Consider the following 23,530-nt stretch of genomic DNA (forward strand, 5'->3'; position numbering starts at 1 on the left):
TCATCAGGTGCCGCCGGCTGTACCGGTCGAGCAGGACGCCGACGAACGGGCCGATCAACGAGTACGGCAGCAGCGTCGCCGCGATGCTGGACGGCGTGCGCCGCGGACGCACCGATGCCGCGCGCGGTGACGTGCCCGACCCGACGCTGGACGGGCCCGAGGTGGTCGCGGTGGAGCGGGCCTGGGAGTCGCTCAGCGAGCTGCTGGACGCCACTGCCGGCGAGGACCGCGAGCAGACGCTGCTGCGGCTGGCCCTGCTGCTCGCCAGCAAGGTCGACGGGCCCGGGCTGGCTGCCGCGATCGAGGCCGCCCGGCCGGCACGCTGACCCCGGACACGACCTGCGGCGTACTTCGGTACCGAAGTACGCCGCGAGTCCGCGGTCCCGGCGATCAGTGCAGCTCCTGGCCCTTCGTCTCGGGGGTCATGAACATCATCAGCACGGCCGAGACGACCAGGAAGGCGGTGGCGACCACGAACGTCCAGACGTAGCCGAGCTGCGGGAACAGCCACGCGCCGAACGCCACCGGCACGATGGCCGCGGCGAACCGGCTCATGCTCGAGGCCCAGCCGAAGCCGGAGGCGCGCAGCTCCGTCGGGTACAGCTCGGAGACGTACGCGTAGATGGCCGGGATGCAGAACTCGATGACGATGCCGAAGGCCAGGATCCAGAACTTCGCCGGCCCGGGGGCGTCGATGTACGTCGCGAACAGGATGAGGGTCGCGGCCGTCAGGACGGCGGAGCCGAAGATGACCGGCTTGCGGCCGAACCAGTCGACGAGGTACGCGGACGCCAGCACGCCGACGATACCGACCGCGGTCACCCCGGTGGTCACCATGAACGCCACGTACTCCGAGTACTTGGTGTCGCGGAGGATCTTCGGCAGCCAGATCAGCGCCCCGTAGTACACGAACAGCACCGAGGAGAACAGCATCCAGGAGACGAAGGTGCGGCTGGCGCTGAACCGCCACAGCTGGACGACCTTCTCGGACGCCGCCTTGGGCCCACGCGCCTCGACGCGACCCGGCTCGTCCATGACGTAGTCCTGGGCGGGGGCGCCGGTCCGGACGATCATGTCGTCGATGATCGCGCGGGCCTCCTGCTCCCGGCCGTGACGCTGCAGGTACATCGGCGACTCCGGGATACCGCGCCGGATCCACACCACGAGGAGCGCCGGCAGCACCATGAACAGCAGCTGGTAGCGCCAGTTCTGGATGCCCTGCGCAGTGAGGAAGGCGGCGACGAGGCCGCACAGCGTGCCACCGACCGGCCACCAGGCGTCCATCGCCGTGAGCACGCGGCCGCGCACCCTCGCCGGCGTGAACTCGCCGACGATCGCGTAGTCGACGGGGATGGTGCCACCGAGACCGATGCCGGTCAGGAACCGCAGGATCAGGAAGACCTCGTAGTTGGGGGCGGCCGCGCTGAGCAGCGACAGCAGCGAGAAGGCGAGCAGGCAGTAGGTGAAGATCTTCTTGCGCCCGTAGACGTCCGCGAGGCTGCTCAGCGTGATCGCGCCGATCGCCATGCCGATGATGTTCATCGTGCCGAGCACGCCGAGCTGGGCCGCGCTCAGGCTCCACTCGGTGGCGATCAACGGGAAGATGAAGGCGTTGAGCAGCACATCCCACGCGTCGAACATGAAGCCCAGACCGCCGACGACGAAGATCTTCCCCTGCACACCCCACTTCCACGGGAGCTGTTGGACGACCTGTGTGCCGGTCAGTGCGGCTCGGGCGGTTGTCATCGTGCGCCTCCGAAGATGTGATCCGTCCCATAACGTTCTCACAGGTATACCAAGTGATATACCAAATGGGAAGGCATCGCCTCGGAAGCGCTACGTGGGCTGCTCGATGGGGGCGCCGAGGATGTGCTTGCGGATCGCGGCGGTCACCTTCGCCTTGTCCCGTTTCCGCAGCGCGGCGATGATCTGGCGGTGCTGGCGGGCGGACTCGGCGTGCGAGCGGACGACGTGCGGCCCGTCGCCCAGAGCGCGCCAAAGGAGCTTCACGAACGACATCAGCAGCGGGCTCTCCGCGATGGCGCAGATCTCCATGTGGAACTGCTTGTTCAGCTCTCGGTACTGGTCGTCGATCTTCCCGAGGGCGCGCATCTGGTCGTCGATCGCCGCCAGATGGGCGATCTGATCATCGCGGATGACGTCGCACGCGAGCTCTGCGGCAAGAGACTCGAGGGCGGCGCGGATCGCAAAGTTCTCGTTCCAGCGCCCGGCGCGGGCCTCGGCGACGATGGAGCCCTTGTGCGGGTCGTTGGAGACCAGGCCCTCGGATTCCAGGCGCCGCAGCCCTTCACGGACCGGCGTCTGGCTGACCCCGAAGCTCGCGGCGAGGTCACGCTGCCGGAGGGCGGCCCCGGGCTGGACGTCGCCGGCGACGATCATCTCGCGAAGCTTCGCGGTCACCATGTCCGCCTTCGAGTTGTAGACCATCAACCGGTCGCCCGTCCTTCATCAGTCGTACAAGGCCTCACGCTGCAGAATACCGACGACCGTCGGCTAGCCAGGCCGATCTGTGGCAGGTGTGCCGGATCCGATACGCGCGAGGATCTCGGCCGGGGTGATCGGGAGACGGGTGATGTCGGGCCGCACGCCCGGGAGGCTGCCGAGCGCGTCGCGCACCGCCGACGCGAGGCATCCGCCGGCCGCGGTGAGGCCGCCCTCTCCCGCGCCGCGGACGCCCAACGGGTTGGTGCGGGCCGGGTGGTCGGCCAGCACCAGCACGTCCAGCCGAGGAACCTCACAGGCCGTCGGCAGCAGGTAATCCATGAACGTGGCGCTCTGCGGCTGGCCCGCGTCGTCATACCGGAACTCCTCCAGGAGCGCCCCGCCGATGCCCTGCGCCATCCCCCCGTACAGCTGGCCCTCGATCAACGTCGGGTTGACGGCGACACCGACCTCGTAGACGACGAGGTAGCCGTGCACCTGCACGTTCCCCGTGCCGGGGTCGATCTCCACGAGGGCGATGTGCGCCCCGTACGGGTAGGTCATGTGGTCGACGGTGAACCGGGCCCGGCGGCGCAGGCCCGGCTGCTCGTCGGGACGCAGGTGCGGTGAGGCCGGACCCGCGGCGGCGGACAGCTCGCTGTAGCTGCAGCGCTTCCCGGCATCCGTCTTGTGGCGGACGCCGGTATCGTCGAGCAGCAGCTCGTCCGGGGGCGCCTCGAGCAGCCGCCCCGCCAGCTCGATGAGCCGATCCGCCACCTCCTGACAGGCGGCGCGCACGGCGTTGCCGGCGACGACGGTCGACCGGCTCGCCCACGAGCCGGTGCCGAAGGGCTGCTCCGCCGTGTCGCCGTTGACGACGTCGATCCGATCGATGCCGACGGGGATCACGTCGGCGGCGATCTGGGCCAGTGCGGTCTCGATGCCTTGTCCCAGGGAGGTTCCGCCGGAGTACACCCGCACCCGACCGGTGCGGGTCATCTCGGCGTCCGCCGACTCGTAGGGCCCGAGCCCGCTCTTCTCCATGAACATCGCGACGCCGAGCCCCATCACTCGACCGTCCCGGCGGCCGGCGGTCACGGCGTCCGGCCAGCCGAGCCTCGTGGCGCGATCGAGCGCCGCCTGGAACAGCCCCGGGAAGTCGCCCTCGTCGATGACCATGTCGGTACCGAGGGTCCCGAGTTCGCGCGCATGCGGCAGCTCGGTGGGCACCAGCAGGTTGGTGCGGCGTAGCTCGACCCGGTCGATGCCCAGCTCGGCGGCGGCCTTGTCGAGCAGCTGCTCGCGGGCGGCGGTGCCCTCGAATCGCCCCGGTCCCCGGTAGGTGCCGCAGGGCGTCTTGTGCGACAGCGCGACCCGGGCGCGGGCGTGATACGCGGGAACCCGGTACGGGCCGGGCAGCATCGCGATGGTCAGCTCGGGGACGATGATGCCGTGGGTCCGCGCGTACGCGCCGTTGTCCTGGATGACGTCGGCGCGCAGGCCGAGGATCTCGCCGTTCTTCTTGAGGGCCACGGAGAGCCGGTGGCGCTGCTGACGGCTGTGGTTGACCGAAACCAGGTGCTCCTGGCGGTCCTCGGCCCACGACACCGGCCGCCGGTTGCGCAGTGCCAGCCAGGGGATCAGGAAGTCCTCCGGATAGAACTCCCCACGCACGCCGAAGCCGCCGCCGGCGTCGACGGCATGCATCCGGATCCGCTCGTCGTCCAGGCCGAGCATCTCGGCCAGCACGCGGCGGTTGAACACCGGCACCTTCGTGGAGCCGAAGATCTCCAGCTCGCCGGGGCCGACCGGGTCGGCCACCAGCGTGCGCGGTTCCATCGGCACCGCGCTGTGCCTGCCGATGTCGAAGGTCAGCGACGTGATGTGATCCGCCGCGTCGAAGGCGTCCGCGACGCGGCCGTAGGACATCGTGAAGTCCGCTGCGATCGTGACGTCGTCCGCCGGTCCGGTGGTGTCCAGCACGACCGGCAGCTCGTCGATGTCGACGACGACCAGCTCCGCGGCGTCCTCGGCGACGTAGGCGTCCTCGGCGAGCACGACCGCGATCGGCTCACCGACGTAGCGCACCTCCTCCGTGGGCAGGATCGGCTGGAGGTACTCGGTCAGGTCGACGTCCTGGACCTTGAGCCGCACCGGGATGCGCAGCGGCCGGGGCAGATCGGCGCCCGTGACGACGTCGACCACGCCGGGTAGCTGCTTCGCCTCCGTCGCGTCGATTGAGACGAGCCGGCCGTGGGCGATGCCGGACCGCACGACGCGCGCGTGCAGCATTCGCGGTCGTTGCACGTCGTGGCCGAACCGGCCCTCGCCGCGCAGCAGCCGGCGGTCCTCCTTCCGGCCGACGCGCGCGCCGACGTACGTCGACGGCAGTGACTGCGCCCGGGTGCCGGTCGTCGTCATGGCTGGACGGGCCCGGCCTGCTGGGCCGTGGCGACCTCGTGGATCGCGTCCACGATGCCCTGGTAGCCGGTGCATCGGCAGAGGTTCGAGGCGACCACTTCCCGGATCTCGGTCTTGTCGGCCGCCGGACGACTGGCGAGGTAGGACTCCGCCAGCATCAGGAAGCCGGGTGTGCAGAAGCCGCACTGCAGCGCGTGATGCTTCGAGAACGCCTGCTGCAGCGGGGACAGCTGCTCGCCGTCGGCGAGGTCCTCCACCGTGCGCACCTGCTTGCCGTCGGCCTGGACGCCGAAGACCAGGCAGGCACGCACCGGTTCGCCGTCGAGCAGCACCGTGCACGCGCCGCAGATGCCGTGCTCGCAGCCGAGGTGCGTGCCGGTGAGGCCGAGGTCCTCGCGGAGCATGTCGGCGAGGGTGCGCCGGGACTCGACCACGAGCTCGTGCTGCGTGCCGTTGACCTCGGTGGTGATCAGATGCAGGTCTCTCATGCCGTCTCCTCGCTCGTCGAGCCGTCGCCGTGCAGGGCGGCGCGCACCTGGTGCGGGAGCACCGGTATGCAGTCGAGCTGCGCCCCGGTGCCCCGCAGGGCGTCGTTCACCGCCGACAGGACCGCGGCGGGGGCGCCGATCGTGCCGCCCTCGCCCATGCCCTTGGCGCCGAGTGGATTGCCGTCGTTGCGGGTCTCCAGGTGGTGGATGCTGATCTCCGGGATCTCGCACGCGGTCGGCACCAGGTAGTCCATGAAGGAGCCGGACAGCGGCTGGCCGTCGTCGGCGTACTCGAGGTGCTCGAGCAACGCACAGGCGATGCCCTGCGCGACGCCGCCGCGCACCTGCCCGTCGACGATCATCGGGTTCACCACGACCCCGCAGTCCTCGACGACGATGTAGTCCTCGACCTGCACATGGCCGGTTCCCTCGTCGATGCGCACGAGCGCGGCGTGCGTCGCGTTCGAGAAGCACCCGTCCGGGTCGCTCTCACCGCGCGCCTCCAGAAGGTGGTCGGGCTGGTCGGGATGCTCGTGGGCGCGGAAGTGCACGCGGGCGGCGAGCTCGCTGATCGGCACGACGACGTTGTCGATCACGGCGTTCCCGTCGCGCAGGGAGATGTCGCGCGGGTCCGCCTCCAGCACGTCGGACGCCACCCGCTTGAGGCTCTCGGCGAGGGACACCGACGCGTTGCGGATCGCCGTCCCGCCGATGACCAGGCTGCGGCTGGCGAACGTTCCCCAGCCGTAGCTGCTCAGATCGGTGTCGCCTTGGCGGATGCGCACCTCGTCCGGGGTGATGCCCAGCTGGTCGGCGACGATCTGCGCGAACGTCGTCTCGTGGCCCTGCCCGTGCCCACAGGTTCCGGTCGTCACCGTGACGTGGCCGGTGGGGTCCATGCGCACGTGCGCGACGTCGTAGCCGGGCGTCATGCCCATGCGCCGGGCTCCCATCGTCGGTGTGCCGTACGCCGAGCGCTCGGAGAAGCACGCGATGCCGATTCCGTAGCGCTCACCGGCGGCCGGTTGCGCCGCGCGGCGGCGCCATCCCGCGTCGTCGATCGCCGCTTCGCATCTCTCGAGCGACTCCAGGTAGGACCCCGGCTCGTACGTGATGAGATTCGGCCCCGTGTAGGGAAACTCGGTGATCAGGTTGCGCCGCCTGATCTCGATCGGGTCCAGCCCGAGGCGGGCGGCGGCCTTGTCCATCAGCCGCTCCATCACCAGCACGATCTGCGGCCGCGAGACGCCGCGATACGGAGCCGTAGGGCACTTGGCGGTCGTGTAGCCGCGCCCGCGGGCGGCGTACCGGCCGACGCGGTAGACACCCGGCAGCTCGGTGCAGGCCATCAGCGGCTCGACACCACAGGTGAACGGGTAGGCGGAGTACGCGCCGATGTCCGCCTCGACGTCGGCGTCGATCGCGGTCAGTCGACCGTCGGCGTCGAACCCGGCCCGGACCCGGTAGCGCTGCTCGTGCCCGGTGAACGACGCGGTGAGGCTCTCGACCCGGTCCTCGCTCCAGCGCACCGCGCGACCGAGCCTGCGCGCCGCGGCCGCGGCGACGACCTCCTCGCGGCCGACGACGCACTTCAGGCCGAAGCCGCCGCCGACGTCCGGGGCGATGACCCGGATCCCGTGCTCGGCCACGCCCAGCGCCTGCGCGATGCCGCTGCGGACCTGATGCGGTACCTGCGTCGAGAGGTGCACCACGAGTTGCCCGCTGCGGCGATCGACGTCCGCGACGACGCTGCGGCACTCCATCGGCGCGGCGTTGACGCGCGCCGACCGGAACCCTTCCTCCAGCACGAGGGCGGAGTCGGCGAGCGCCTGCTCGATGGACTCGTCCTCGAACATCTGCAGATCGACCAGCACGCCGTCCGGGGCCTCGTCGTGGAGGGGGTGCCGGCCAGCATCGTCGATCGACACCGGCGCCGGGTGCGCATCGATGTCGACCAGCACCGCGTCGGCGCCGTCCTCGGCGCAGTAGGGGTCCTCGGCGAGGACGACGGCGATCGGCTCACCGCAGTACCGCACCCGGCTCGAGGCGAGCAGCGGCATGTCGGTCGCCACGAACCCCGGGCGCTCGAGCACGGCGCGCAGCCGTGGATCTCCCAGATCCGCGGCCGTGAGCACCGCGTGGACGCCGGGCACCTCGAGGGCGGGCGCCACGTCGATCGAGAGGATCGTGCCGGCGGCGATCGCGGAACGGACGAACGCCGCGTGCAGCGCGTTCGGCGCCTGGACGTCGTCGGTGAAATGGCCGGCTCCGCGCACCAGCCGGTCGTCCTCGCGCCGCGGCACACGCTGCCCGACCCACGTCTGCGGCGCGGTGCGGGCGGTGGTGGTCATGGTCGGTCCCCGGTGCCGGTCGCCTCGGCGAACGCGCGCTCGATCATCGTGGCGGCAAGGGATCGCCGATACGACGCGTCGCCGTGCAGGTCGCTGGGTGGGTCGATGAGCTCGGCAGCGGCCCGCGCCACCGCCCGGAACGTGGCGCTCTCGGCCGGCCGGTCGGCGGCGACCGCGTCGAGCTCGGCGCTCCGGAACGGCTCCGAGGCGACGCCCCCCAGCACGACCGCAGGATTCGTGATGACGCCGTCGACGTCGTCGTAGGCCACGGCGGCCGAGCAGATCGCGAAGTCCCCCCTGCGTTGCGCGTACTCCGTCAGCGCGGCATTGCCGCGAGGTCTCGGGAACCGCACCTCGGTCACGATCTCACCCGGCTCGATGCTGGTGGTCATGAAGCCGGTGAACCAGTCCGCGGCGGCGGTCACGCGGCTCCCGTCGGGGCCGAGGGTCACGATCTCGGCGTCCAGCAGCAGCGCGATCAGGCACCACTCCGCCGACGGGTCGGAGTGCGCGATGCTGCCGCCCATGGTTCCGCGGGTCCTGATCGGGTAGTGGCCGATGTGCTTCGCGGCACGCGGCAGTACGGCGAAGCCGTCGTGCAGGGCGGCGTCCGTGCTCGTCTCGATGGTGCGGTGGCGCGTCAGTGCGCCGATGCGCAAGGCATCCCCGTCGCGCCGGATGTAGTCGAGCTCGCGCACGCCGTTCACGTCCACCAGCGCGCTCGGGCGAGCGAGCCGGAAGTTCATCATCGGAGCCAGGCTCTGCCCGCCGGCCAGCACCTTGGCATCCTCGTCGAGCTCGCCGAGCAGCTCGACCGCCTCAGCGGCGGTGAAGACTCGGTGGTACTCGAAAGCTGCTGGTTTCATGCGCGCCTCCGTACGAGGATCGGGCTGAGAATTTGGTATACCATACGCACGACTCGACCGGCAGCGAAAGGACCCAGCATGATTCGAGCGCAGGTCGACGACTGGCACGGCGCGCGCCGGTTTCGCCTGGACGATCCGCCGCGACGGAACTCGCTGGACCTCGCCACGGTGCAGGCGCTGCGTGACGAGCTGCGCGGGACGCCGGATGCGCCGTTCGTCCTGGGCAGCGCCGCCGACGGAGTGTTCTGCGCCGGCGCCGATCTGAAGGCCGACCGCAGCGAACGGGCTCGCACGAGCGACACGTTGTACGAGGTCTACGAGCTGATCATCACCCGACCCGGTCCGGTGCTGGCGGTCGTCGACGGCCTGGCGGTCGGGGGAGGGGCGCAGCTGCTCGCCGCGGCCGACGTGCGCGTCATCGGCGCGCGCGCCCGCATGCGGTGGGTCGGCGCCGGGCACGGTCTGGTCGTCGGCGCCTGGATCCTGCCGGCGCTGGTCGGCCGGTCCGTGGCGACCGAGCTCGCCCTCACGTCCCGATGGACCGCCGCCGACGGCCTGGTGGCCCGCGGACTGGCCGGCGAGATAGCGAAGGACCCGGGGGAGCAGGCCGCCGGTCTCCTCGGCCACCTGGCGACCCTGGATGCCCGCGCAGTCGCCGACTTCAAGTCGATGACCGCCGTCCCCGACCTGGTGGACCGGCTGCGCCATGAGCGACAGCGGAATGCCGACTGGGACGGGAAAGCGGCCTTTCCTCCGCGGGGGCTTGCGGAACCGCAGTGAGAGTGTGACGATCTGGTATACCAAAGTGGTATACCATCTGCCGAACGGAGCACGCTGTGGATCTCAATCTCGCCGGGCAGGTCGCCTTCATCACCGGAGCCAGCAAGGGCATCGGCTACCAGGTGGCGAAGCATCTCGCCGAAGAAGGCGTCAGCTGTGTCATCACCGGGCGCGACGACGACAACCTCCAGGCTGCTGCCCGGGAGCTGAGCAGCGCGACCGGCCAGCAGGTCATCGGCCTGGCCGGCGACATGAGCAAGAGCGAGGACGTCGAGGCGTGTGTCGCCAAGACCCTCGAGCAGCTGGGGAAGATCGACATCCTGGTCACCTGCGCCGGAAGCTCGCCCGGCGGGTTGCTCGAGGAGCTCACCGACGAGCAGTGGCATGCATCGCTCAACCTGAAGTTCATGGGCTACGTGCGCTCGGTGCGCGCCGTCGTCCCGCACATGGTCGAGCAGGGCAAGGGCACCATCGTGCTGGTCGTCGGCAACGACGGTCTCAAGCCGAGCTTCTGGGAGATGACCGCCGGTGCGGCGAACGCGGCAGACCTGAACTTCGCCTCGTCGATCGCCGACCAGTACGGACCCAAGGGGGTGCGGGTCAACACCGTCAACCCCGGACCCGTCGACACCGACCGCTGGGACACCCTGGAGAAGGCGTTCGCGCGCGATATGGGGGTCACGCAGGACGAGGCGCGCAAGGCCGCGGAGCGGTCGGTGCCCCTGGGGCGCATCACCCAGCCGGAGGAGGTCGCGGCCCTGGTCACCATGCTGTGCTCGGACCGGGTGGGCGCCGTGCACGGTGCGCACATCCCGATCGACGGGGCGCAGCGCAAGGCCTTGATGGAGCGCTGAGCAAGCGATGCGGCTGCACAGCTCGTTCGTGATCGGCCGCGGGGTCGATGAGGTGCTCGACGCGGTCCTCGACCTCGAGCGCGCGAGCGGCTGCGTGCCGGGCGCGCGGGTTGTGGGCACCCACGGAGCCGAGCACGTCGAGGGCGAGCTGAGGCTCAAGGTCGGGCCGCTGGTCGCCACCTACGCCGGATCCGCGCAGCTGCAGGACATCAGCCGGCAGGACAGGACGTTCGCGCTGCGGGCGCGTGGGCGCGAGATGAACGGTCTGGGACCGGCCGACGCCCTGGTGCGGGTGCGGCTCAGCGCAGCGGACGGCGGTACGCGCGTGGACCTCGACACCGACCTCAGCATTCGCGGCAAGGCCGCGGAGTACGGCCGTGGCGCGATCGGTGAGCTGGCCGAGAGGGGCAGCGCAGAGCTCGCCGCGAACCTCGAGCGGATGATCGCGGAGCGGGCGGCCGAGCGGACCGAACCGGCGACCCCGGCCGGCACGTCACCGGCGCCGCCGGCGGACGCCGAAGGCACCCCGCCCGGCCGACCGGCCCGCGCGACGCTGGTGGCGATCGCCGGCCAGGTCGTCGCGGCGGCCGTCGCGGCCACCGCCGCCGCGTACGTCGTGGTACGGCTGGCCGGGAGGCGCCGCTAGCGCGGGGCTGACCACGACCGCGCCGTCGGCGCGGTCGAACGGAAGGACGAAGCATGGCATTCACCACCACGGACGACGGCGTGCGCCTCTACTACGAGGAGCAGGGCAGCGGCACGCCGATCGTGTTCATCCACGAGTTCGCCGGCGACCACCGGTCGTGGCCGCACCAGATGCGGTACTTCTCCCGCGGCTACCGCTGCGCGACCTACGGCGCCCGAGGCTACCCGCCGTCCGCCGTACCCGAGGATCCTGCGGCGTACGGCCAGCATCGCGCCGCCGACGACGCCGTGGCGATCCTGGACGCGCTGGGTGCCGAGAAGGCCTTCTTCGTCGGCAACTCCATGGGCGGCTTCGCGGCCCTTCATGTCGGGCTGCGGCACCCCGACCGGGTGCTGGGCATCGTGTCGTCGGGTTGCGGATACGGCGCCCACCCCGACAAGCAGGACGGCTTCCGCGCCGAGAGCGAGACGATCGCCCAGGCCTTCGAGAACGAGGGTGCGGAGGCCATGTCGGAGTGGTACGGCGTCGGGCCGGCCCGCGTGCAGTACCAGGCCAAGGACCCACGCGGGCACGCCGAGCACGTCCGGGTGCTCGCCGAGCACAGCAATCTGGGGGCGAGCCTGACGATGCGCGCCGTGCAGAAGTCCCGTCCGTCGTTGTACGACCTGCGCGACCAGCTCGCCGCCATGTCGCTTCCGCTGCTCGTGATAGCCGGCGACGAGGATGACGGCGTCCTCGATACCGACCTGATGCTCAAGCGCACGGTGCCGCGCTGCGGTCTCGCGGTGCTGCCGCGCTCGGGGCACGTGACGAACCTGGAGGAGCCGGAGCTCTACAACCGGCTGCTGGAGTCGTTCTTCACGCAGGTCGAGCACGGCGGATGGGGACCTCGGGACCCGCGGTCCATATCCGGCTCCACGACCGGGGCGAAGTAGCCCATGGGCACCGCGCTGCCGCTGGACGGCGTGAAGGTGGTCGACTTCAGCCAGTTCCTCGCCGGGCCGTACTGCACGATGCAGCTGGCGGATCTCGGCGCGGACGTGATCAAGGTGGAGCGCCCCGGCGGCGGCGACGACGCGCGAGACATGGGGCCTCGCGTGGCGGGTGAGAGCTACTCGTTCCAGGCGCCCAACCGCAACAAGCGCTCGATCGCCATCGACCTGCGCGGCGACGCCGGCCGGGGTCTGGCCCGCGAGCTGATAGCCGGCGCGGACGTCGTGGTGGAGAGCTTCCGGCCGGGCGTGGCCGACCGTCTCGGCATCGGGTACGCAGCGGTCGGGCCGGCCTCGCCCGACCTGGTCTACTGCTCGATCAGCGGGTTCGGGCAGACCGGGCCGATCAGCCGCCGACCGGGATTCGACATCATCGCCCAGGGGATGGGCGGGTTCATGCGGATGACGGGCGAGCCCGGCGGAGCGCCGGTCAAGGTCGGGGTCGCGATCACCGACCTGGCCGCCGGCCTGAATGCGAGCATCGCGATCCTCGCCGCCTACGTGCACCGGCTGCGCGGCGGATCCGGGCAGTACATCGACATCTCCCTGCTGGACGCCGGCATCGGGCTCACCGTCTGGGAGTCGGCCGCGTACTTCGGCGGTGGGGAGGACGCGACCGCGACCGGCTCCCGTCATCGCAAGATCGCTCCCTATCAGGCGTTCCCGACGTCCGACGGGTACGTGACGGTGGGGGCGAACAACCAGAAGCTCTGGGAGGTCTTCTGCACGCAGGTGCTGGAGAGGCCGGACCTGCCGCAGCGCACCGAATACGCCACGGTCACCGACCGCATCACCCGCGTCGACCAGCTCGAGGCGGAGCTCTCCGCGGTGCTGCGCGAGCACCCGACGGAGCACTGGGCGGCCCGGCTCGACAGCGCCGGCGTCCCCGGCGGGCCGGTGCTCACGTACGCCGAGGCGATGCAGCAGGAGCAGGTGCTCCGCCGAGGCATGGTCGCGCAGGTGCCGCACCCGACGATCGGCGATGTGCGGGTGCTCGGGCCGGTCGCGAAGATGTCCCGCACGACCCCTACGGTCCGTTCCGCGGCGCCGTTGCTCGGCGCCGACACCGACGCCGTGCTGGCCGAGATCGGCTACTCGAACGCCGATATATCGGCGTTCCGCGATGCCGGCACGGTCGCCTAGCAGCCGGCGCTAGCGCTGGACGTCGATCACCACGCGCGAGGGGTTGGCGACGTAGAACACCCGGAACGGCTTCTTGCCGTCGATCCCCAGCACCACCTGCGTCATGCCCTCGAAGGTGCCGTCGTTGAACACGCCCTTGATCGCGGTCGTGCCGGACGTCGCGATCGGGCCACCGGGCACCGTCGCCTGGCCGGGCTGGGGAATCGTGGTGCCGGTGAGCACGATCGAGATGATCGCGCTACCGCCGGGCGAGATCGCCGCTCCGGAGCCCTGGCGCGAGGCGGCGTCGACGTACTTCGCCTCCCAGCCTGGCTTTCCCGGCCCGGTGAACTCCAGCACCACACGGTCGAAGCCCGGCTGGACGCCGCTGCGTACGGCGGTCAGCACCAGCGCCGCATCCGTCGTGGCGGTCGCGGTGTCCGGGCTGGTGTCCGCCACGAACGGTGCATCGCTGCCCTGCGGGCTGGCCGACGCGTCGGTCGAGGACGACTTTGCGGCCGTGCCGCTCGTGGCCGCTGCCGAGCCCTGCGAACCGCTGGTCGCCGGTGCGCTCGAGGACGAGGTCCGCGAGGCGGACGACGCCGAGCCGGACGCACCCGGTGTCCCGGACGGCTCGCTCGCGCATCCGGCGAGCACGCCCGCCGCCAGCCCGAACGCCGCGGCTGCGCTCACCGATCGACGCACGACGTTGCTGCTCATGAGGTGCTCCCTTCGCGGGGTGGGAATCCACCGGCCTTGCCCAGCAGGGCGGGCGTGTCGTGCTGCAGCTCGCCGGCCAGGAAGGCAGCGACCGAGGTGACCGCCTCCAGGTCGATCCCGGTGCGGTAGCCCATCCGGTGAGCGAGATACAGCAGGTCCTCGGTGGCGATGTTGCCGGTCGCGGCGGGCGCGAACGGGCAGCCGCCGATGCCGCCGGCGCTCGCGTCGAGGACGCGCACCCCCGCCTGCAGCGCCGCGTACGCGTTGGCGTACCCCGTGTTGCGGGTGTTGTGGAAGTGCCCGCGCAGCCGGACGCCGTCCCCGACCTCGTCACGGATCGCGGTGAACAGCCGGGTCACCTCGGTCGGCACCGCCACCCCGATGGTGTCGCCCAGCGCGATCTCGTCGACGCCGGCACGGGCGGCCCGCGCGGCCAGGCCCACCACGACCTCCGGGTCGACCTCGCCGTCGAACGGGCAGCCGAAGGACGTGGTGATCGTGATCGAGACCGGGATCGCGGCCTGCCGCACCTCGGCGATGACCTGCTCGGCCTCGCTGATGATCGCCTCGACGCTGGAGTTCTGGTTGCGTTGCGCGAACCCCTCGGAGGCACTCGCGACGACGTTGACCTCGTCGACGCCGGCCGCCTGGGCGCGAGCCCAGCCCCGGGAGTTCAGCACCAGGCCGATGTAGGAGACGTCGTCCCGCCGCGGAACCGCCTCCATGACCGCCTCGGAGTCGGCCATCGCCGGCACCAGCTTCGGGTGCACGAAGGAGGCGGCCTCGATGCGCCGTACCCCCGCGTCGACCAGCTGCTCGATGAGCGACACCTTCGCGCCGGTGCTGAGCAGGGTCTTCTCGTTCTGCAGGCCGTCGCGTGGCGAGACCTCCACGATGGAGAGCTGTTCTGGCATAGGCCGATCGTAGAGGGAATTAACCGGCCCGACACGCGGGCCTGGGCGTGTCGACGATCAGCCGGCGAGACGTGGGCATAGGTTCAGCGGTGTACGGCCCACAATTGAACAGCAGTCCATGATGTCGATAACGCCTCCGCTCTCTAGGAGAACTACCCATGGCACCACGCGCGAGCTCCACTTCCAGCACGACCCGTCAGCCGGAAGGAGGACAGCGCCGGTGCTATGTGCTCGACACGAGCGTGCTGCTGTCCGACCCCTCCGCCCTGCGCCGATTCGGTGAGCACGAGGTCGTGCTGCCGATCGTCGTGATCAGCGAGCTGGAGGCCAAACGCCACCATCCCGAGCTGGGCTGGTTCGCCCGCGAGACGCTGCGGGTGCTCGACGACCTGCGGCACGAGTTCGGCCGGCTCGACGGCCCCACGCCGATCGGCGAGGACGGCGGCACGCTGCGGGTCGAGCTCAACCACGTCGACGCCGGCGTCCTGCCCAACGGCTTCCGCGACGGCGGCAACGACGCGCGGATCCTCGCGGTGGCGCTGAACCTGCGCGCCGAGGGCGAGGACGTCGTGCTGGTCACGAAGGACATGCCGCTGCGGGTCAAGGCCGCGGCCGTCGGCCTGCCCGCGGAGGAGTACCGCGCCATCGGCGCGGTCGAGACCGGCTGGACGGGCATGCGCGAGCTGGAGATGACCGCCGAGCAGATCGACCACCTCTTCGAGTCGACGGTGATCGACCACGACGACGCGCGTGCGCTGCCCTGCCACACCGGAGTCGTGATCAACGGCTCGGGCAGCTCGGTGCTCGGGCGGGTGACCCCGGAGAAGCAGGTCCGGCTGATCCGCGGCAATGCCGAGGCGTTCGGGCTGCGCGGGCGGTCCGCCGAGCAGCGGATCGCTCTGGACGCGCTCCTCGACGAGAGCATCGGCATCGTCTCGCTCGGCGGCCGGGCCGGCACCGGCAAGTCGGCGCTCGCGCTCTGCGCCGGCCTCGAGGCGGTGCTCGAGCGCCGGGTGCACAAGAAGGTCATCGTCTTCCGCCCGCTGTACGCCGTCGGCGGCCAGGAGCTCGGCTACCTCCCGGGCACCGAGGGCGAGAAGATGAACCCCTGGGCGCAGGCGGTGTTCGACACCCTCGGCGCGGTGACCTCGCGGCAGGTCATCGACGAGGTGCTGCAACGGGATCTGCTGGAGGTGCTGCCGCTGACCCATATCCGGGGCCGGTCGCTGCACGACGCCTTCGTGATCGTCGACGAGGCCCAGTCGCTCGAGCGCAACGTGCTGCTGACCGTGCTGAGCCGGATGGGGCAGAACTCCCGCGTCGTCCTGACCCACGACGTGGCGCAGCGCGACAACCTCCGGGTGGGCCGGCACGACGGGATCAACGCGGTGATCGAGTCGATGAAGGGCCACCCGCTGTTCGCGCACTTTACGCTCAGCCGCAGCGAGCGCTCGCCGATCGCCGCGCTGGTCACCTCACTGCTGGAGGAGTACCCGGCCGTCTGATGCGCTCGCGGTGGCTTCTACCCCGATCGGACGCCGATAGCGGGGTGGAAGCCACCGCGCGTGCGGCGAGCGGGGCAGCACCCACCGCCACCGCCGGAGCCGCGCCGGGCTAGGCGAGCGGTGCCGGGTCGTCGTACAGGTCGTGGATCTTGCTCAGCCGGTGGCGCGCGTCGATCTGCCGGATCGTCCCGGACGAGTGCCGCATGACCAGCGACGACGTGTACGCGGCGCCGGCCTCGTAGCGCACGCCCTTGAGCAGCTCGCCGTCGGTGATGCCGGTGGCGCTGAAGAACACGTTCTCGCCGCGGACCAGGTCCTGGATGCCCAGCACCCGGTCCAGGTCGTGTCCCGCGTCGATCGCCTTCTGCCGCTCGGCGTCGTCCCGCGGCCACAGCTTGCCCTGGATCTCGCCGCCCATGCACTTCAGCGCGCAGGCCGCGATGATGCCCTCCGGCGTCCCGCCGACGCCCATGAGGACGTCGACCGCCGCACCGCGCTGCGCCGCGGCGATCGCGCCGGCGACGTCACCGTCGGTGATGAACTTGATGCGGGCGCCGGCCTGCCGGATGTCGTGCACGAGCTGCTCGTGACGGGGCCGGTCGAGCACGCAGACAGTCAGGTCGCGGACCGGGCGGCCCTTCGCCTTGGAGATGCTGGCCAGGTTGTCGGCCACGGAGGCGTTGATGTCGATCGCTCCGACGGCGTCCGGGCCGACGGCGATCTTCTCCATGTAGAACACCGCCGACGGGTCGAACATCGAGCCGCGGTCGGCCAGGGCCATCACAGCGATCGCGTTGGGCATGCCCTTGGCCATCAGCGTCGTCCCGTCGATGGGGTCGACCGCCACGTCGTACGCGTGCCCGCTGCCCGCGCCGACCTGCTCGCCGTTGAACAGCATGGGGGCGTCGTCCTTCTCACCCTCGCCGATGACCACGACGCCCTGCATCTCGACGGTCGCGATCAGCGAGCGCATGGCGTCGACCGCGGCACCGTCGCCGTCGTTCTTGCGCCCGCGGCCCACCCAGCGGGACGCCGCGAGGGCGGCCGCCTCGGTGACCCTGACGAGCTCCAGCGCGATATTCCGGTCGGGCGCGGACACCGAGGCTGACGTGGACGCATTCTCACCGGGCACGGCTTGATCTCCTTCACAGGCGGGCTTTCGTCCATCCTATTGGGTGGGGCCCCGGCGAACGCGGTCCGCCACTGTCGGCATGATGGTTCGGTGGCAGACACCCAGCCGTACCGGCCTCGCAAGCGCGGATTCGAGTCGTTCAAGGACATGATGTGGTCGTTGATCCCCATCGTCGTGCTCGTGCTCGGGTTCGTCTACTTCTGCGGGCCGCGTGACTCCCAGGTCAGCACCGTCGATCCGCGCGGCGACGTCCGCGGCGCGGCGCAGGTGGTCGGCTACCCGCTGGTCGCGCCGGACTCGCTGAGCGAGGACTGGCGCTCGACGGCGTCGACGCTGCTGCGCAAGGACGGCGACGTGGTCGGCGTGTCGATCGGCTACCGGACGCCGAAGGACCAGCTGGCGCGGTACGTGATCAGCTCGGGGACCCGCGACGAGGTGATCGGCACCGCGCTCGCCGACGCGAAGGTGCGCACCGACCCCGACGGGTCGGCGGTCGAGCTGGCGGGGCTCGGCTGGGTGCCCGTACGGACCACCGCGGGACACGCGCTGGTCGCCCAGGGCGAGGGCTTCGTCGCGGTCGTCGCGGGCACCGCGTCGTACGCCGAGCTGCGCGAGCTCGCGGGTGCTGTGCAGCCGCCGGCCAAGGACGGGTAGCCGGCTACGACTCGTCGTCCTGCTGCACGTGCTCGATCGCAGCGTCGAGCCGTTCCTGTGCCCCGTCGAGCAGCCGCTGGCAGGCGTTCGCGAGCTTCTCGCCGCGCTCCCACAGCGCGATCGACTCCTCGAGGCTGATGCCGCCCGCCTCGAGCTTCTGGACGACCTCGCCGAGCGCCTGCCGGGCCTGCTCGTACGTCAGTCCGTCGGTCGGCTGGGTCATGTCTGCTCCTTCGGGTGGGTGTTCTCGACGACGAGGTCGATGCGGCCGTCGGTGACCAGCGCGCTCAGCCGGGCCTCGGGCCGGACGTCGGTGGTCGCGGTCACGACGCCGCCGTCGTCGGCGCGCTGCAGGACGGCGTAGCCCCGGCGCAGCGTGGCGGTCGGCGAGAGTGCGACTATCCGGGCGCGGGCGGCGGCCAGCGTCTCGCGCTCGATGGCCAGGTGATGGCCGGTGGCGCGACGGGCGCGCTCGCGGCCGCGCTCGATGTCGGCGCGGCGCTCGGAGATCATCGACTCCGGTGCGGCGAGCACCGGGCGCGACGTGAGCTGCTCGATGTGGTGGTAGCCGGCGTCGATGCTGCGCTGCAGCGCGGCGCGGATGCGCTCGCGGGCCTGCGCGATCCGGGCGTGCTCCTCCGCGACGTCGGGGACGATCCGCTTGGCGGCGTCCGTCGGCGTCGAGGCACGCACGTCGGCGACGTAGTCCAGCAGCGGCGCGTCCGGCTCGTGGCCGATCGCCGAGACGACCGGGGTACGCGCGCGGGCGACGGCGCGCACCAGCGACTCGTCGCTGAACGGCAGCAGGTCCTCGACCGAGCCGCCGCCACGGGCGATCACGATCACGTCGACGCTGGCGTCGGCGTCCAGCACGCGCAGCGCCCGGATCACCTCGCCGGCGGCCGTGGTGCCCTGGACGGCGACGTTGGCGACGGTGAACCGCACGGCGGGCCACCGCTTGCGGGCGTTGGTGAGCACGTCCTTCTCGGCCGCGCTGTCGCGCCCGGTGATCAGCCCGATGTGGCGCGGGAGGAACGGCAGCGTCCGCTTGAGCTCGGCGGCGAACAGTCCCTCGGCCTCGAGCGCCGTGCGCAGGCGCTCGATGCGGGCCAGCAGGTCACCGAGCCCGACCTGGCGGATCTCCTTCGCGCGCATCGAGAACGACCCACGCTGCGCCCAGAACTCGGCCTTGCAGTGCACGATCACCCGGTTGCCCTCGGCCAGGCCGCCGTCCACCGCCTGGATCACGCTGGTCTGCGCGGACACCGGCAGCGAGTACGGCGCCTCCAGATCCCGCAGCGTGAGGTAGGCGAGCTTGGTGCCCTGCCGGACGTTCAGCTGCGCCACCTGGCCCTCGAGCCAGATCGGTCCGAGCCGGTCGATCCACCCGGCGATCTTGGCGGCGATCACGCGTACCGAGTAGGGGTTCTCCGGTCCCCGTGAGGCAGCGGTCACCGGCTACTTCTGCAGCGTCTCGAGCCGCGCGCGCAGCATCTGGACGACGGCGTCGCGGGTCGCGTTGGCCTGCTCGTAGGCGATCAGCTCCTCGAGCTCGGCCGACTTCAGCGTCTTCAGCCGCGAGCGCAGCTGCGGGAGGGTGAGGGTGTCGAACTCCGGCAGCGACTGCGGCACCGAGGGCGCCGCGGGAAGCGCCTCGCGGGTGACCGCCTCCAGGGCCGGGGGCGAGGCGGCCTCGATCGCGGGCGGGGTCGCGTCCTCGACCGGAGCCGACGCGACGGGCTCGTCCTTCACCGGGGCGACCTGCTTGGCCGGTGCCCGCTTGGTGGCCGGTCCGGCCCTCTTCGCCGGAGCCGGCTTCGTGGTCGGCGCTGCCTTCTTCGCGGGCGCTGCCTTCTTGGCCGGCGCCGTCTTCTTGGCCGGCGCCGTCTTCTTCGCGGCGGCGCGACGCCGCGCGATCGGCAGCTCGTCGGTCTCCGGTTGCAGGTCGAACGCCGAGCCGGGGCCGAGCCCGGCCGACACCGGTCCGTGGCCGGGGGCCGCGGCAGGACGGGCGTCCGCCTCCGGGACACCGGCCAGACCGGCGGCCTCCTCCGGCAGGGACTGCGCCGGGAGGTCCTCGTCGAAGGTCGCCCACGGCGGGGCCTCGTCGGACGGCGGACGCAGCGAGCCCAGCAGCTCGTCACCCTTGGCGACCCACTCGGCGTACTGCTGCTGCACCCGCATCGAGCGGGCGGCGAGGCTGGTCAGCACGTGCGCGGGCAGCTCGGTGACCCGCTCGGGCAGCCCTCGGGCGTCCTCGATGGCGGTCACCGCGAGGCCGGCGATCGCCTTCAGCGGCGAGGGCAGGTCGGCGGCGAGGAGGGCGGCGAGCGACGGCGGCAAGGGAGTCTGGGCCATGCCTCTAGAGTGCACCATCGCCCGGAGCGCTGTCAGCGCGGCAGCGGCTCCCCGCGGTGCGTACCCTGGGAGCATGGACTCGCACGCACCCGATCTCACCGCGCAAGCCCTCGCTACCGACGTGCCCGCTGCCGACGGCAAGAAGATCCTGCTGGCCAATCCACGCGGCTACTGCGCCGGCGTCGATCGCGCCGTCGTGACCGTCGAGAAGGCCCTCGAGCTGTACGGCGCCCCGGTCTACGTCCGCAAGCAGATCGTGCACAACGTGCACGTCGTGCGCACCCTGGAGGAGCGCGGCGCGATCTTCGTCGAGGAGACCGAGGAGGTCCCGGAGGGCTCGATCGTGGTGTTCTCCGCGCACGGCGTCGCCCCGGTCGTGCATGAGGAGGCGAAGGTGCGCAACCTGAAGACGATCGACGCGACCTGCCCGCTCGTCACCAAGGTGCACCTGGAGGCGCGCCGGTTCGCCTCCGACGACTACGACATCCTGCTCATCGGCCACGAGGGCCATGAGGAGGTGATCGGGACGTCGGGGGAGGCGCCGGAGCACATCCACCTGATCGACGGCCCCGAGGACGTCGCGAACGTGCAGGTGCGCGACCCCGCGAAGGTCGTGTGGCTGTCGCAGACGACGCTGTCGGTCGACGAGACGATGCGCACCGTCGCCGCGCTGCGCGAGAAGTTCCCCGACCTGATCTCACCGCCGAGCGACGACATCTGCTACGCGACCCAGAACCGCCAGCTCGCGGTCAAGCGGTTCGCCGGCGACTGCGACCTGGTGCTCGTGGTCGGCTCGCGCAACTCCTCGAACTCGGTGCGCCTCGTCGAGGTCGCCCTGGAGTCGGGCGCCCGTTCGTCGTACCTGATCGACTACCCCAAGGACATCCAGCCCGAGTGGCTCGACGGGGTGCGCACGGTCGGCCTGACCAGCGGCGCGTCGGTGCCCGACGAGCTCGTGCGCGGCGTGATCGACGTGCTCGGCGAGCACGGGTTCCAGGACGTCGAGGTCGTCACCGAGGCGGAGGAACGGCTGACCTTCTCACTCCCGCAGGAGCTCAAGCGCGACCTGCGCGCCGCCGGACGCCGCTAGCCGCGCCGCCGGACGCCGCTAGCCGCGACCGGTCAGGAGCGCTCGCCCTTCTTCGAGGTGAGCAGCCGGATGCCCGCGATCAGCGCCGCCAGCCCGGTGGCGAGCGCCATCGCGGGGAACCCGCGGATGGCCAGGTCGGCGATGCTCGTCACCCGGATCGTGCGCGCGGACATCAGCAGCACGACGGTCGCCACCACGGCGTAGACCAGTGGCGGCGCGACGATGATCGACAGCAGGTCGCGCTTGCGGGTGACCAGCGCGGCGACCGCCGCGGCGAGGGTGAGCCCGATCGCGGTGACGACGCCGATCCGGTCGGTGAACAGGAAGTCGACGATCGCGCCCACCAGGCCGCCGACGACGATGAGGATGACGCCGCCGAAGCCGGCCATGATGAGGCGTCCACCGGACGTCGAGACGGCCTTGAGGTCGCGGTTCTCGCCCATCTCGGGCTCCACGCGCGTCGACTCGTCGTACAGCGGAGCGCGGGGTGCGCGGCGCACGGCGCCGTCCTCGGAGCGGCCCGCGTAGTCCGGATCCAGCCGCGGCCGCGGGCGGTCGCCGGCCGGCACGCCGGGACGTCGGACGGTGCTGCGCGTCGGGTAGTCGGCCTCGGAGGCACGCGCCCGCACGTCGCCGATGATCTCGCTGGCCGGCCGCCGGGTGCGGGGGGCGTCGGGCTCCGGTTCGCCGCGGCGGGTCCCGAACGAGTCGTCGACGAATCCGGGACGCACGGCCCACTTCGACCGCGGCGCAGCCGGGTCGTCGTCGGCTCTCCGGCGGGGCTCGTGCTCGTCGTTCACTCGGCAACCTGTCGGAATCGGTGGGCGGGGCGCTCCCAGGATAGTGCCGGGCGTGCGGGTTCCGTGTGACGCCGTGCCGCGGCCCTCTGTGTCGCTCACCCGGCTGCGGACGACCTCGGCGCCGACGTCGCGGTCCGATACAGACATCGGGGTCAGGTACAGACCGAGGACCGAGCACTCCACGGTCTGCGCACGAGCCCACCTCCTGGGCACAACTCCACCGTGACGTCAGCAGGACGGTCGAGCCGTGCCGTGCCGTGCCGTGCCGTGCCGAGACTAGGCGTGCCGCCGCTCGGGCATCGGGGACGGCGGGGCGGGGGCGTCCAGCGCGGGGTCGGTGAGCCCGGCGGCGGGCGGGTCGGCGAGGTGCAGCTCGCGCACCGACTGCTCGAGCTGGTCGGGCGTCTCGTGGTCGGTGCTGGTGACGCCGAGCTCGTGCAGCCTGCGGGAGGTGCTCAGCAGGTTGCGCTCCAGCGAGCCGACGGCCCGGTTGTAGTGCGTGACGCTGCTGGTGAGCGCCGCGCCGACCTTGGACAGGTGACCGGCGAAGATACCGATGCGCTGGTGCAGCTGCTGGCCGAGCGCGAGGATCTGCTGGGCCTCGCGGGCGACGGTGTCCTGCCGCCAGGTGTGTGCGACGGTGCGCAGCAGCGCGAGCAGCGTGGACGGCGTGGCGACGACGACGTTGCGGTCGAAGCCGCGCTCGAGCAGGGCGGGGTCGTGCTGCAGCGCCATCTGCAGGAAGGCGTCGCTGGGCAGGAACATCACGGTGAACTCGGGCGAGTCGTCGAGCGCGTCCTGGTAGCCCTTCGAGGCGAGGACGTCGATGTGCGCGCGGACCTGCTTGGCGTGCTCGCGCACCAGCCGGGCGCGTTGCTGGTCGTCGGCCTCGAGGGCCGCGATGAACGCGGTGAACGGCACCTTGGCGTCGACCGCCACGGACCGCTCGTGCGTGAGATGCACGACCAGGTCGGGGCGCAGCCGGCGCTCGTCGTTCGTGGCGGCGTACTGCTCGCTGAAGTCGCAGTGGTCGATCATCCCGGCCGACTCGACGATGCGCCGCAGCTGCATCTCGCCCCACCGGCCGCGCACCTGCGGGGCGCGGAGGGCGTTGACGAGCGCGGTGGTCTGGGTGCCGAGCGTGGCCTGCAGGGTGTGCATGGCGCGTACCTGCTCGCGCAGCTCGCCCTGCGCGCGGGCGCGCTCCTTCTCGCCGGTCTGCAGGACGCCCTCGACGCGGGCGAGGGTGTCGCGCAGCGGCCCGACGGCGGCGTCGACCTCGAGGGGTACGTCGGCGGGGGCCGAGCGGCGTCCGGCCCAGTAGCCGGCGGCGGCGCCGAGCGCGAGGCAGATGACGGCGATCAGCAGCACGATCAGGGTGAGTGCGTCCATGCC

Annotated in this window: 23 protein-coding genes; 9 read left to right on the plus strand and 14 right to left on the minus strand. The window is 71.5% G+C overall.

Features of this window, described 5'->3' with window-relative positions; genetic code table 11:
• A partial coding sequence (locus F8A92_RS18555) for a hypothetical protein (RefSeq protein ID WP_194291380.1) occupies positions 1-326 on the plus strand: 326 nt, incomplete at its 5' end.
• 64 nt (positions 327-390) lie between these two features.
• Here the strand turns inward: F8A92_RS18555 and F8A92_RS06025 are convergent.
• The 6 genes from F8A92_RS06025 to F8A92_RS06050 all read right to left on the minus strand — a co-directional run bounded on the left by F8A92_RS06025 (position 391) and on the right by F8A92_RS06050 (position 8,568).
• Entirely contained in the window at positions 391-1,746 is a 1,356-nt protein-coding gene (locus F8A92_RS06025; protein WP_153504257.1) for an MFS transporter, read from the minus strand.
• Between the two features lie 90 nt (positions 1,747-1,836).
• Entirely contained in the window at positions 1,837-2,421 is a 585-nt protein-coding gene (locus tag F8A92_RS06030) for a GntR family transcriptional regulator (RefSeq protein ID WP_267130032.1), read from the minus strand.
• A gap of 93 nt (positions 2,422-2,514) precedes the next feature.
• Positions 2,515-4,863: a xanthine dehydrogenase family protein molybdopterin-binding subunit gene (locus F8A92_RS06035; RefSeq protein WP_153504258.1), complete on the minus strand. Its 2,349-nt coding sequence runs from the start codon at positions 4,861-4,863 to the stop codon at positions 2,515-2,517.
• Positions 4,860-5,351: a (2Fe-2S)-binding protein gene (locus F8A92_RS06040; RefSeq protein ID WP_153504259.1), complete on the minus strand. Its 492-nt coding sequence runs from the start codon at positions 5,349-5,351 to the stop codon at positions 4,860-4,862. The genes F8A92_RS06035 and F8A92_RS06040 overlap by 4 nt, the downstream gene beginning before the upstream one ends.
• On the minus strand, positions 5,348-7,702 hold the full coding sequence (locus F8A92_RS06045; protein WP_153504260.1) for a xanthine dehydrogenase family protein molybdopterin-binding subunit: 2,355 nt from the start codon (positions 7,700-7,702) through the stop codon (positions 5,348-5,350). The genes F8A92_RS06040 and F8A92_RS06045 overlap by 4 nt, the downstream gene beginning before the upstream one ends.
• Positions 7,699-8,568, minus strand: coding sequence for an FAD binding domain-containing protein (locus tag F8A92_RS06050; protein ID WP_153504261.1), 870 nt, complete (start codon positions 8,566-8,568; stop codon positions 7,699-7,701). Before F8A92_RS06050 ends, F8A92_RS06045 begins: the two co-directional genes overlap by 4 nt.
• A 78-nt stretch (positions 8,569-8,646) precedes the next feature.
• On the opposite strand from F8A92_RS06050, the gene F8A92_RS06055 reads away from it, so the two are divergent.
• Genes F8A92_RS06055 through F8A92_RS06075 form a run of 5 tightly spaced genes read left to right on the plus strand, consistent with a single transcriptional unit; the run spans position 8,647 to position 12,983 of the window.
• Complete coding sequence (locus F8A92_RS06055) at positions 8,647-9,348, plus strand: enoyl-CoA hydratase/isomerase family protein (protein WP_153504262.1); 702 nt, start codon at positions 8,647-8,649, stop codon at positions 9,346-9,348.
• 56 nt (positions 9,349-9,404) lie between these two features.
• A complete protein-coding gene (locus tag F8A92_RS06060; protein ID WP_153504263.1) occupies positions 9,405-10,202 on the plus strand; it encodes an SDR family NAD(P)-dependent oxidoreductase in 798 nt (265 codons plus the stop codon).
• Between the two features lie 7 nt (positions 10,203-10,209).
• On the plus strand, positions 10,210-10,848 hold the full coding sequence (locus F8A92_RS06065) for an SRPBCC family protein (RefSeq protein ID WP_153504264.1): 639 nt from the start codon (positions 10,210-10,212) through the stop codon (positions 10,846-10,848).
• Between the two features lie 53 nt (positions 10,849-10,901).
• Entirely contained in the window at positions 10,902-11,783 is an 882-nt protein-coding gene (locus tag F8A92_RS06070; protein WP_153504265.1) for an alpha/beta fold hydrolase, read from the plus strand.
• 3 nt (positions 11,784-11,786) lie between these two features.
• A complete protein-coding gene (locus F8A92_RS06075; RefSeq protein WP_153504266.1) occupies positions 11,787-12,983 on the plus strand; it encodes a CaiB/BaiF CoA transferase family protein in 1,197 nt (398 codons plus the stop codon).
• Positions 12,984-12,992: 9 nt separating this feature from the next.
• On the opposite strand, the gene F8A92_RS06080 is transcribed toward F8A92_RS06075, so the two are convergent.
• Together F8A92_RS06080 and F8A92_RS06085 are read right to left on the minus strand one after the other, a co-directional pair.
• Positions 12,993-13,682 (minus strand): AMIN-like domain-containing (lipo)protein, encoded by a 690-nt coding sequence (locus F8A92_RS06080; protein WP_153504267.1) that lies wholly within the window; start codon positions 13,680-13,682, stop codon positions 12,993-12,995.
• The gene (locus F8A92_RS06085; RefSeq protein ID WP_153504268.1) at positions 13,679-14,596 is read right to left on the minus strand and encodes a hydroxymethylglutaryl-CoA lyase; all 918 of its coding nucleotides are present in this window, start codon (positions 14,594-14,596) and stop codon (positions 13,679-13,681) included. The genes F8A92_RS06080 and F8A92_RS06085 overlap by 4 nt, the downstream gene beginning before the upstream one ends.
• A gap of 227 nt (positions 14,597-14,823) precedes the next feature.
• On the opposite strand from F8A92_RS06085, the gene F8A92_RS06090 reads away from it, so the two are divergent.
• The gene (locus tag F8A92_RS06090; RefSeq protein ID WP_267130033.1) at positions 14,824-16,101 is read left to right on the plus strand and encodes a PhoH family protein; all 1,278 of its coding nucleotides are present in this window, start codon (positions 14,824-14,826) and stop codon (positions 16,099-16,101) included.
• 109 nt (positions 16,102-16,210) lie between these two features.
• On the opposite strand, the gene glpX is transcribed toward F8A92_RS06090, so the two are convergent.
• On the minus strand, positions 16,211-17,233 hold the full coding sequence (gene glpX / locus F8A92_RS06095) for a class II fructose-bisphosphatase (protein WP_153504270.1): 1,023 nt from the start codon (positions 17,231-17,233) through the stop codon (positions 16,211-16,213).
• A 90-nt stretch (positions 17,234-17,323) separates the two neighbouring features.
• Here glpX and F8A92_RS06100 point away from each other — a divergent pair, with 90 nt between their 5' ends.
• Entirely contained in the window at positions 17,324-17,887 is a 564-nt protein-coding gene (locus tag F8A92_RS06100; RefSeq protein ID WP_153504271.1) for a DUF4245 domain-containing protein, read from the plus strand.
• A 4-nt stretch (positions 17,888-17,891) separates the two neighbouring features.
• On the opposite strand, the gene F8A92_RS06105 is transcribed toward F8A92_RS06100, so the two are convergent.
• Genes F8A92_RS06105 through F8A92_RS06115 form a run of 3 tightly spaced genes read right to left on the minus strand, consistent with a single transcriptional unit; the run spans position 17,892 to position 20,245 of the window.
• A complete protein-coding gene (locus F8A92_RS06105) occupies positions 17,892-18,110 on the minus strand; it encodes an exodeoxyribonuclease VII small subunit (protein ID WP_153504272.1) in 219 nt (72 codons plus the stop codon).
• Entirely contained in the window at positions 18,107-19,342 is a 1,236-nt protein-coding gene (xseA, locus tag F8A92_RS06110) for an exodeoxyribonuclease VII large subunit (protein WP_153504273.1), read from the minus strand. Before xseA ends, F8A92_RS06105 begins: the two co-directional genes overlap by 4 nt.
• A 3-nt stretch (positions 19,343-19,345) precedes the next feature.
• Positions 19,346-20,245, minus strand: coding sequence for a lipid droplet-associated protein (locus F8A92_RS06115; protein ID WP_153504274.1), 900 nt, complete (start codon positions 20,243-20,245; stop codon positions 19,346-19,348).
• A 73-nt stretch (positions 20,246-20,318) separates the two neighbouring features.
• On the opposite strand from F8A92_RS06115, the gene F8A92_RS06120 reads away from it, so the two are divergent.
• Positions 20,319-21,335, plus strand: a complete 1,017-nt coding sequence (locus F8A92_RS06120) for a 4-hydroxy-3-methylbut-2-enyl diphosphate reductase (protein ID WP_153504275.1) — start codon at positions 20,319-20,321, stop codon at positions 21,333-21,335.
• Positions 21,336-21,367: 32 nt separating this feature from the next.
• Here F8A92_RS06120 and F8A92_RS06125 read toward each other — a convergent pair whose 3' ends face one another.
• On the minus strand, positions 21,368-22,135 hold the full coding sequence (locus tag F8A92_RS06125) for a DUF6542 domain-containing protein (RefSeq protein ID WP_153504276.1): 768 nt from the start codon (positions 22,133-22,135) through the stop codon (positions 21,368-21,370).
• A 276-nt stretch (positions 22,136-22,411) separates the two neighbouring features.
• Positions 22,412-23,527: a DNA recombination protein RmuC gene (locus tag F8A92_RS06130; RefSeq protein WP_153504277.1), complete on the minus strand. Its 1,116-nt coding sequence runs from the start codon at positions 23,525-23,527 to the stop codon at positions 22,412-22,414.
• Positions 23,528-23,530 lie beyond the last annotated feature (3 nt).

Origin of the sequence: Cumulibacter manganitolerans (assembly GCF_009602465.1) — a bacterium.
GTDB lineage: Bacteria > Actinomycetota > Actinomycetes > Mycobacteriales > Antricoccaceae > Cumulibacter > Cumulibacter manganitolerans.

Excerpts from the sequence above, each read along its gene's own strand:
- F8A92_RS06025 (WP_153504257.1), bottom strand. The coding sequence starts at position 1,746 with ATGACAACCGCCCGAGCCGCACTGACCGGCACACAGGTCGTCCAACAG.
- F8A92_RS06035 (WP_153504258.1), bottom strand. The coding sequence starts at position 4,863 with ATGACGACGACCGGCACCCGGGCGCAGTCACTGCCGTCGACGTACGTC.
- F8A92_RS06040 (WP_153504259.1), bottom strand. The coding sequence starts at position 5,351 with ATGAGAGACCTGCATCTGATCACCACCGAGGTCAACGGCACGCAGCAC.
- F8A92_RS06045 (WP_153504260.1), bottom strand. The coding sequence starts at position 7,702 with ATGACCACCACCGCCCGCACCGCGCCGCAGACGTGGGTCGGGCAGCGT.
- F8A92_RS06050 (WP_153504261.1), bottom strand. The coding sequence starts at position 8,568 with ATGAAACCAGCAGCTTTCGAGTACCACCGAGTCTTCACCGCCGCTGAG.
- F8A92_RS06055 (WP_153504262.1), top strand. The coding sequence starts at position 8,647 with ATGATTCGAGCGCAGGTCGACGACTGGCACGGCGCGCGCCGGTTTCGC.
- F8A92_RS06065 (WP_153504264.1), top strand. The coding sequence starts at position 10,210 with ATGCGGCTGCACAGCTCGTTCGTGATCGGCCGCGGGGTCGATGAGGTG.
- F8A92_RS06070 (WP_153504265.1), top strand. The coding sequence starts at position 10,902 with ATGGCATTCACCACCACGGACGACGGCGTGCGCCTCTACTACGAGGAG.
- F8A92_RS06075 (WP_153504266.1), top strand. The coding sequence starts at position 11,787 with ATGGGCACCGCGCTGCCGCTGGACGGCGTGAAGGTGGTCGACTTCAGC.
- F8A92_RS06080 (WP_153504267.1), bottom strand. The coding sequence starts at position 13,682 with ATGAGCAGCAACGTCGTGCGTCGATCGGTGAGCGCAGCCGCGGCGTTC.
- F8A92_RS06085 (WP_153504268.1), bottom strand. The coding sequence starts at position 14,596 with ATGCCAGAACAGCTCTCCATCGTGGAGGTCTCGCCACGCGACGGCCTG.
- F8A92_RS06105 (WP_153504272.1), bottom strand. The coding sequence starts at position 18,110 with ATGACCCAGCCGACCGACGGACTGACGTACGAGCAGGCCCGGCAGGCG.
- F8A92_RS06115 (WP_153504274.1), bottom strand. The coding sequence starts at position 20,245 with ATGGCCCAGACTCCCTTGCCGCCGTCGCTCGCCGCCCTCCTCGCCGCC.
- F8A92_RS06120 (WP_153504275.1), top strand. The coding sequence starts at position 20,319 with ATGGACTCGCACGCACCCGATCTCACCGCGCAAGCCCTCGCTACCGAC.
- F8A92_RS06130 (WP_153504277.1), bottom strand. The coding sequence starts at position 23,527 with ATGGACGCACTCACCCTGATCGTGCTGCTGATCGCCGTCATCTGCCTC.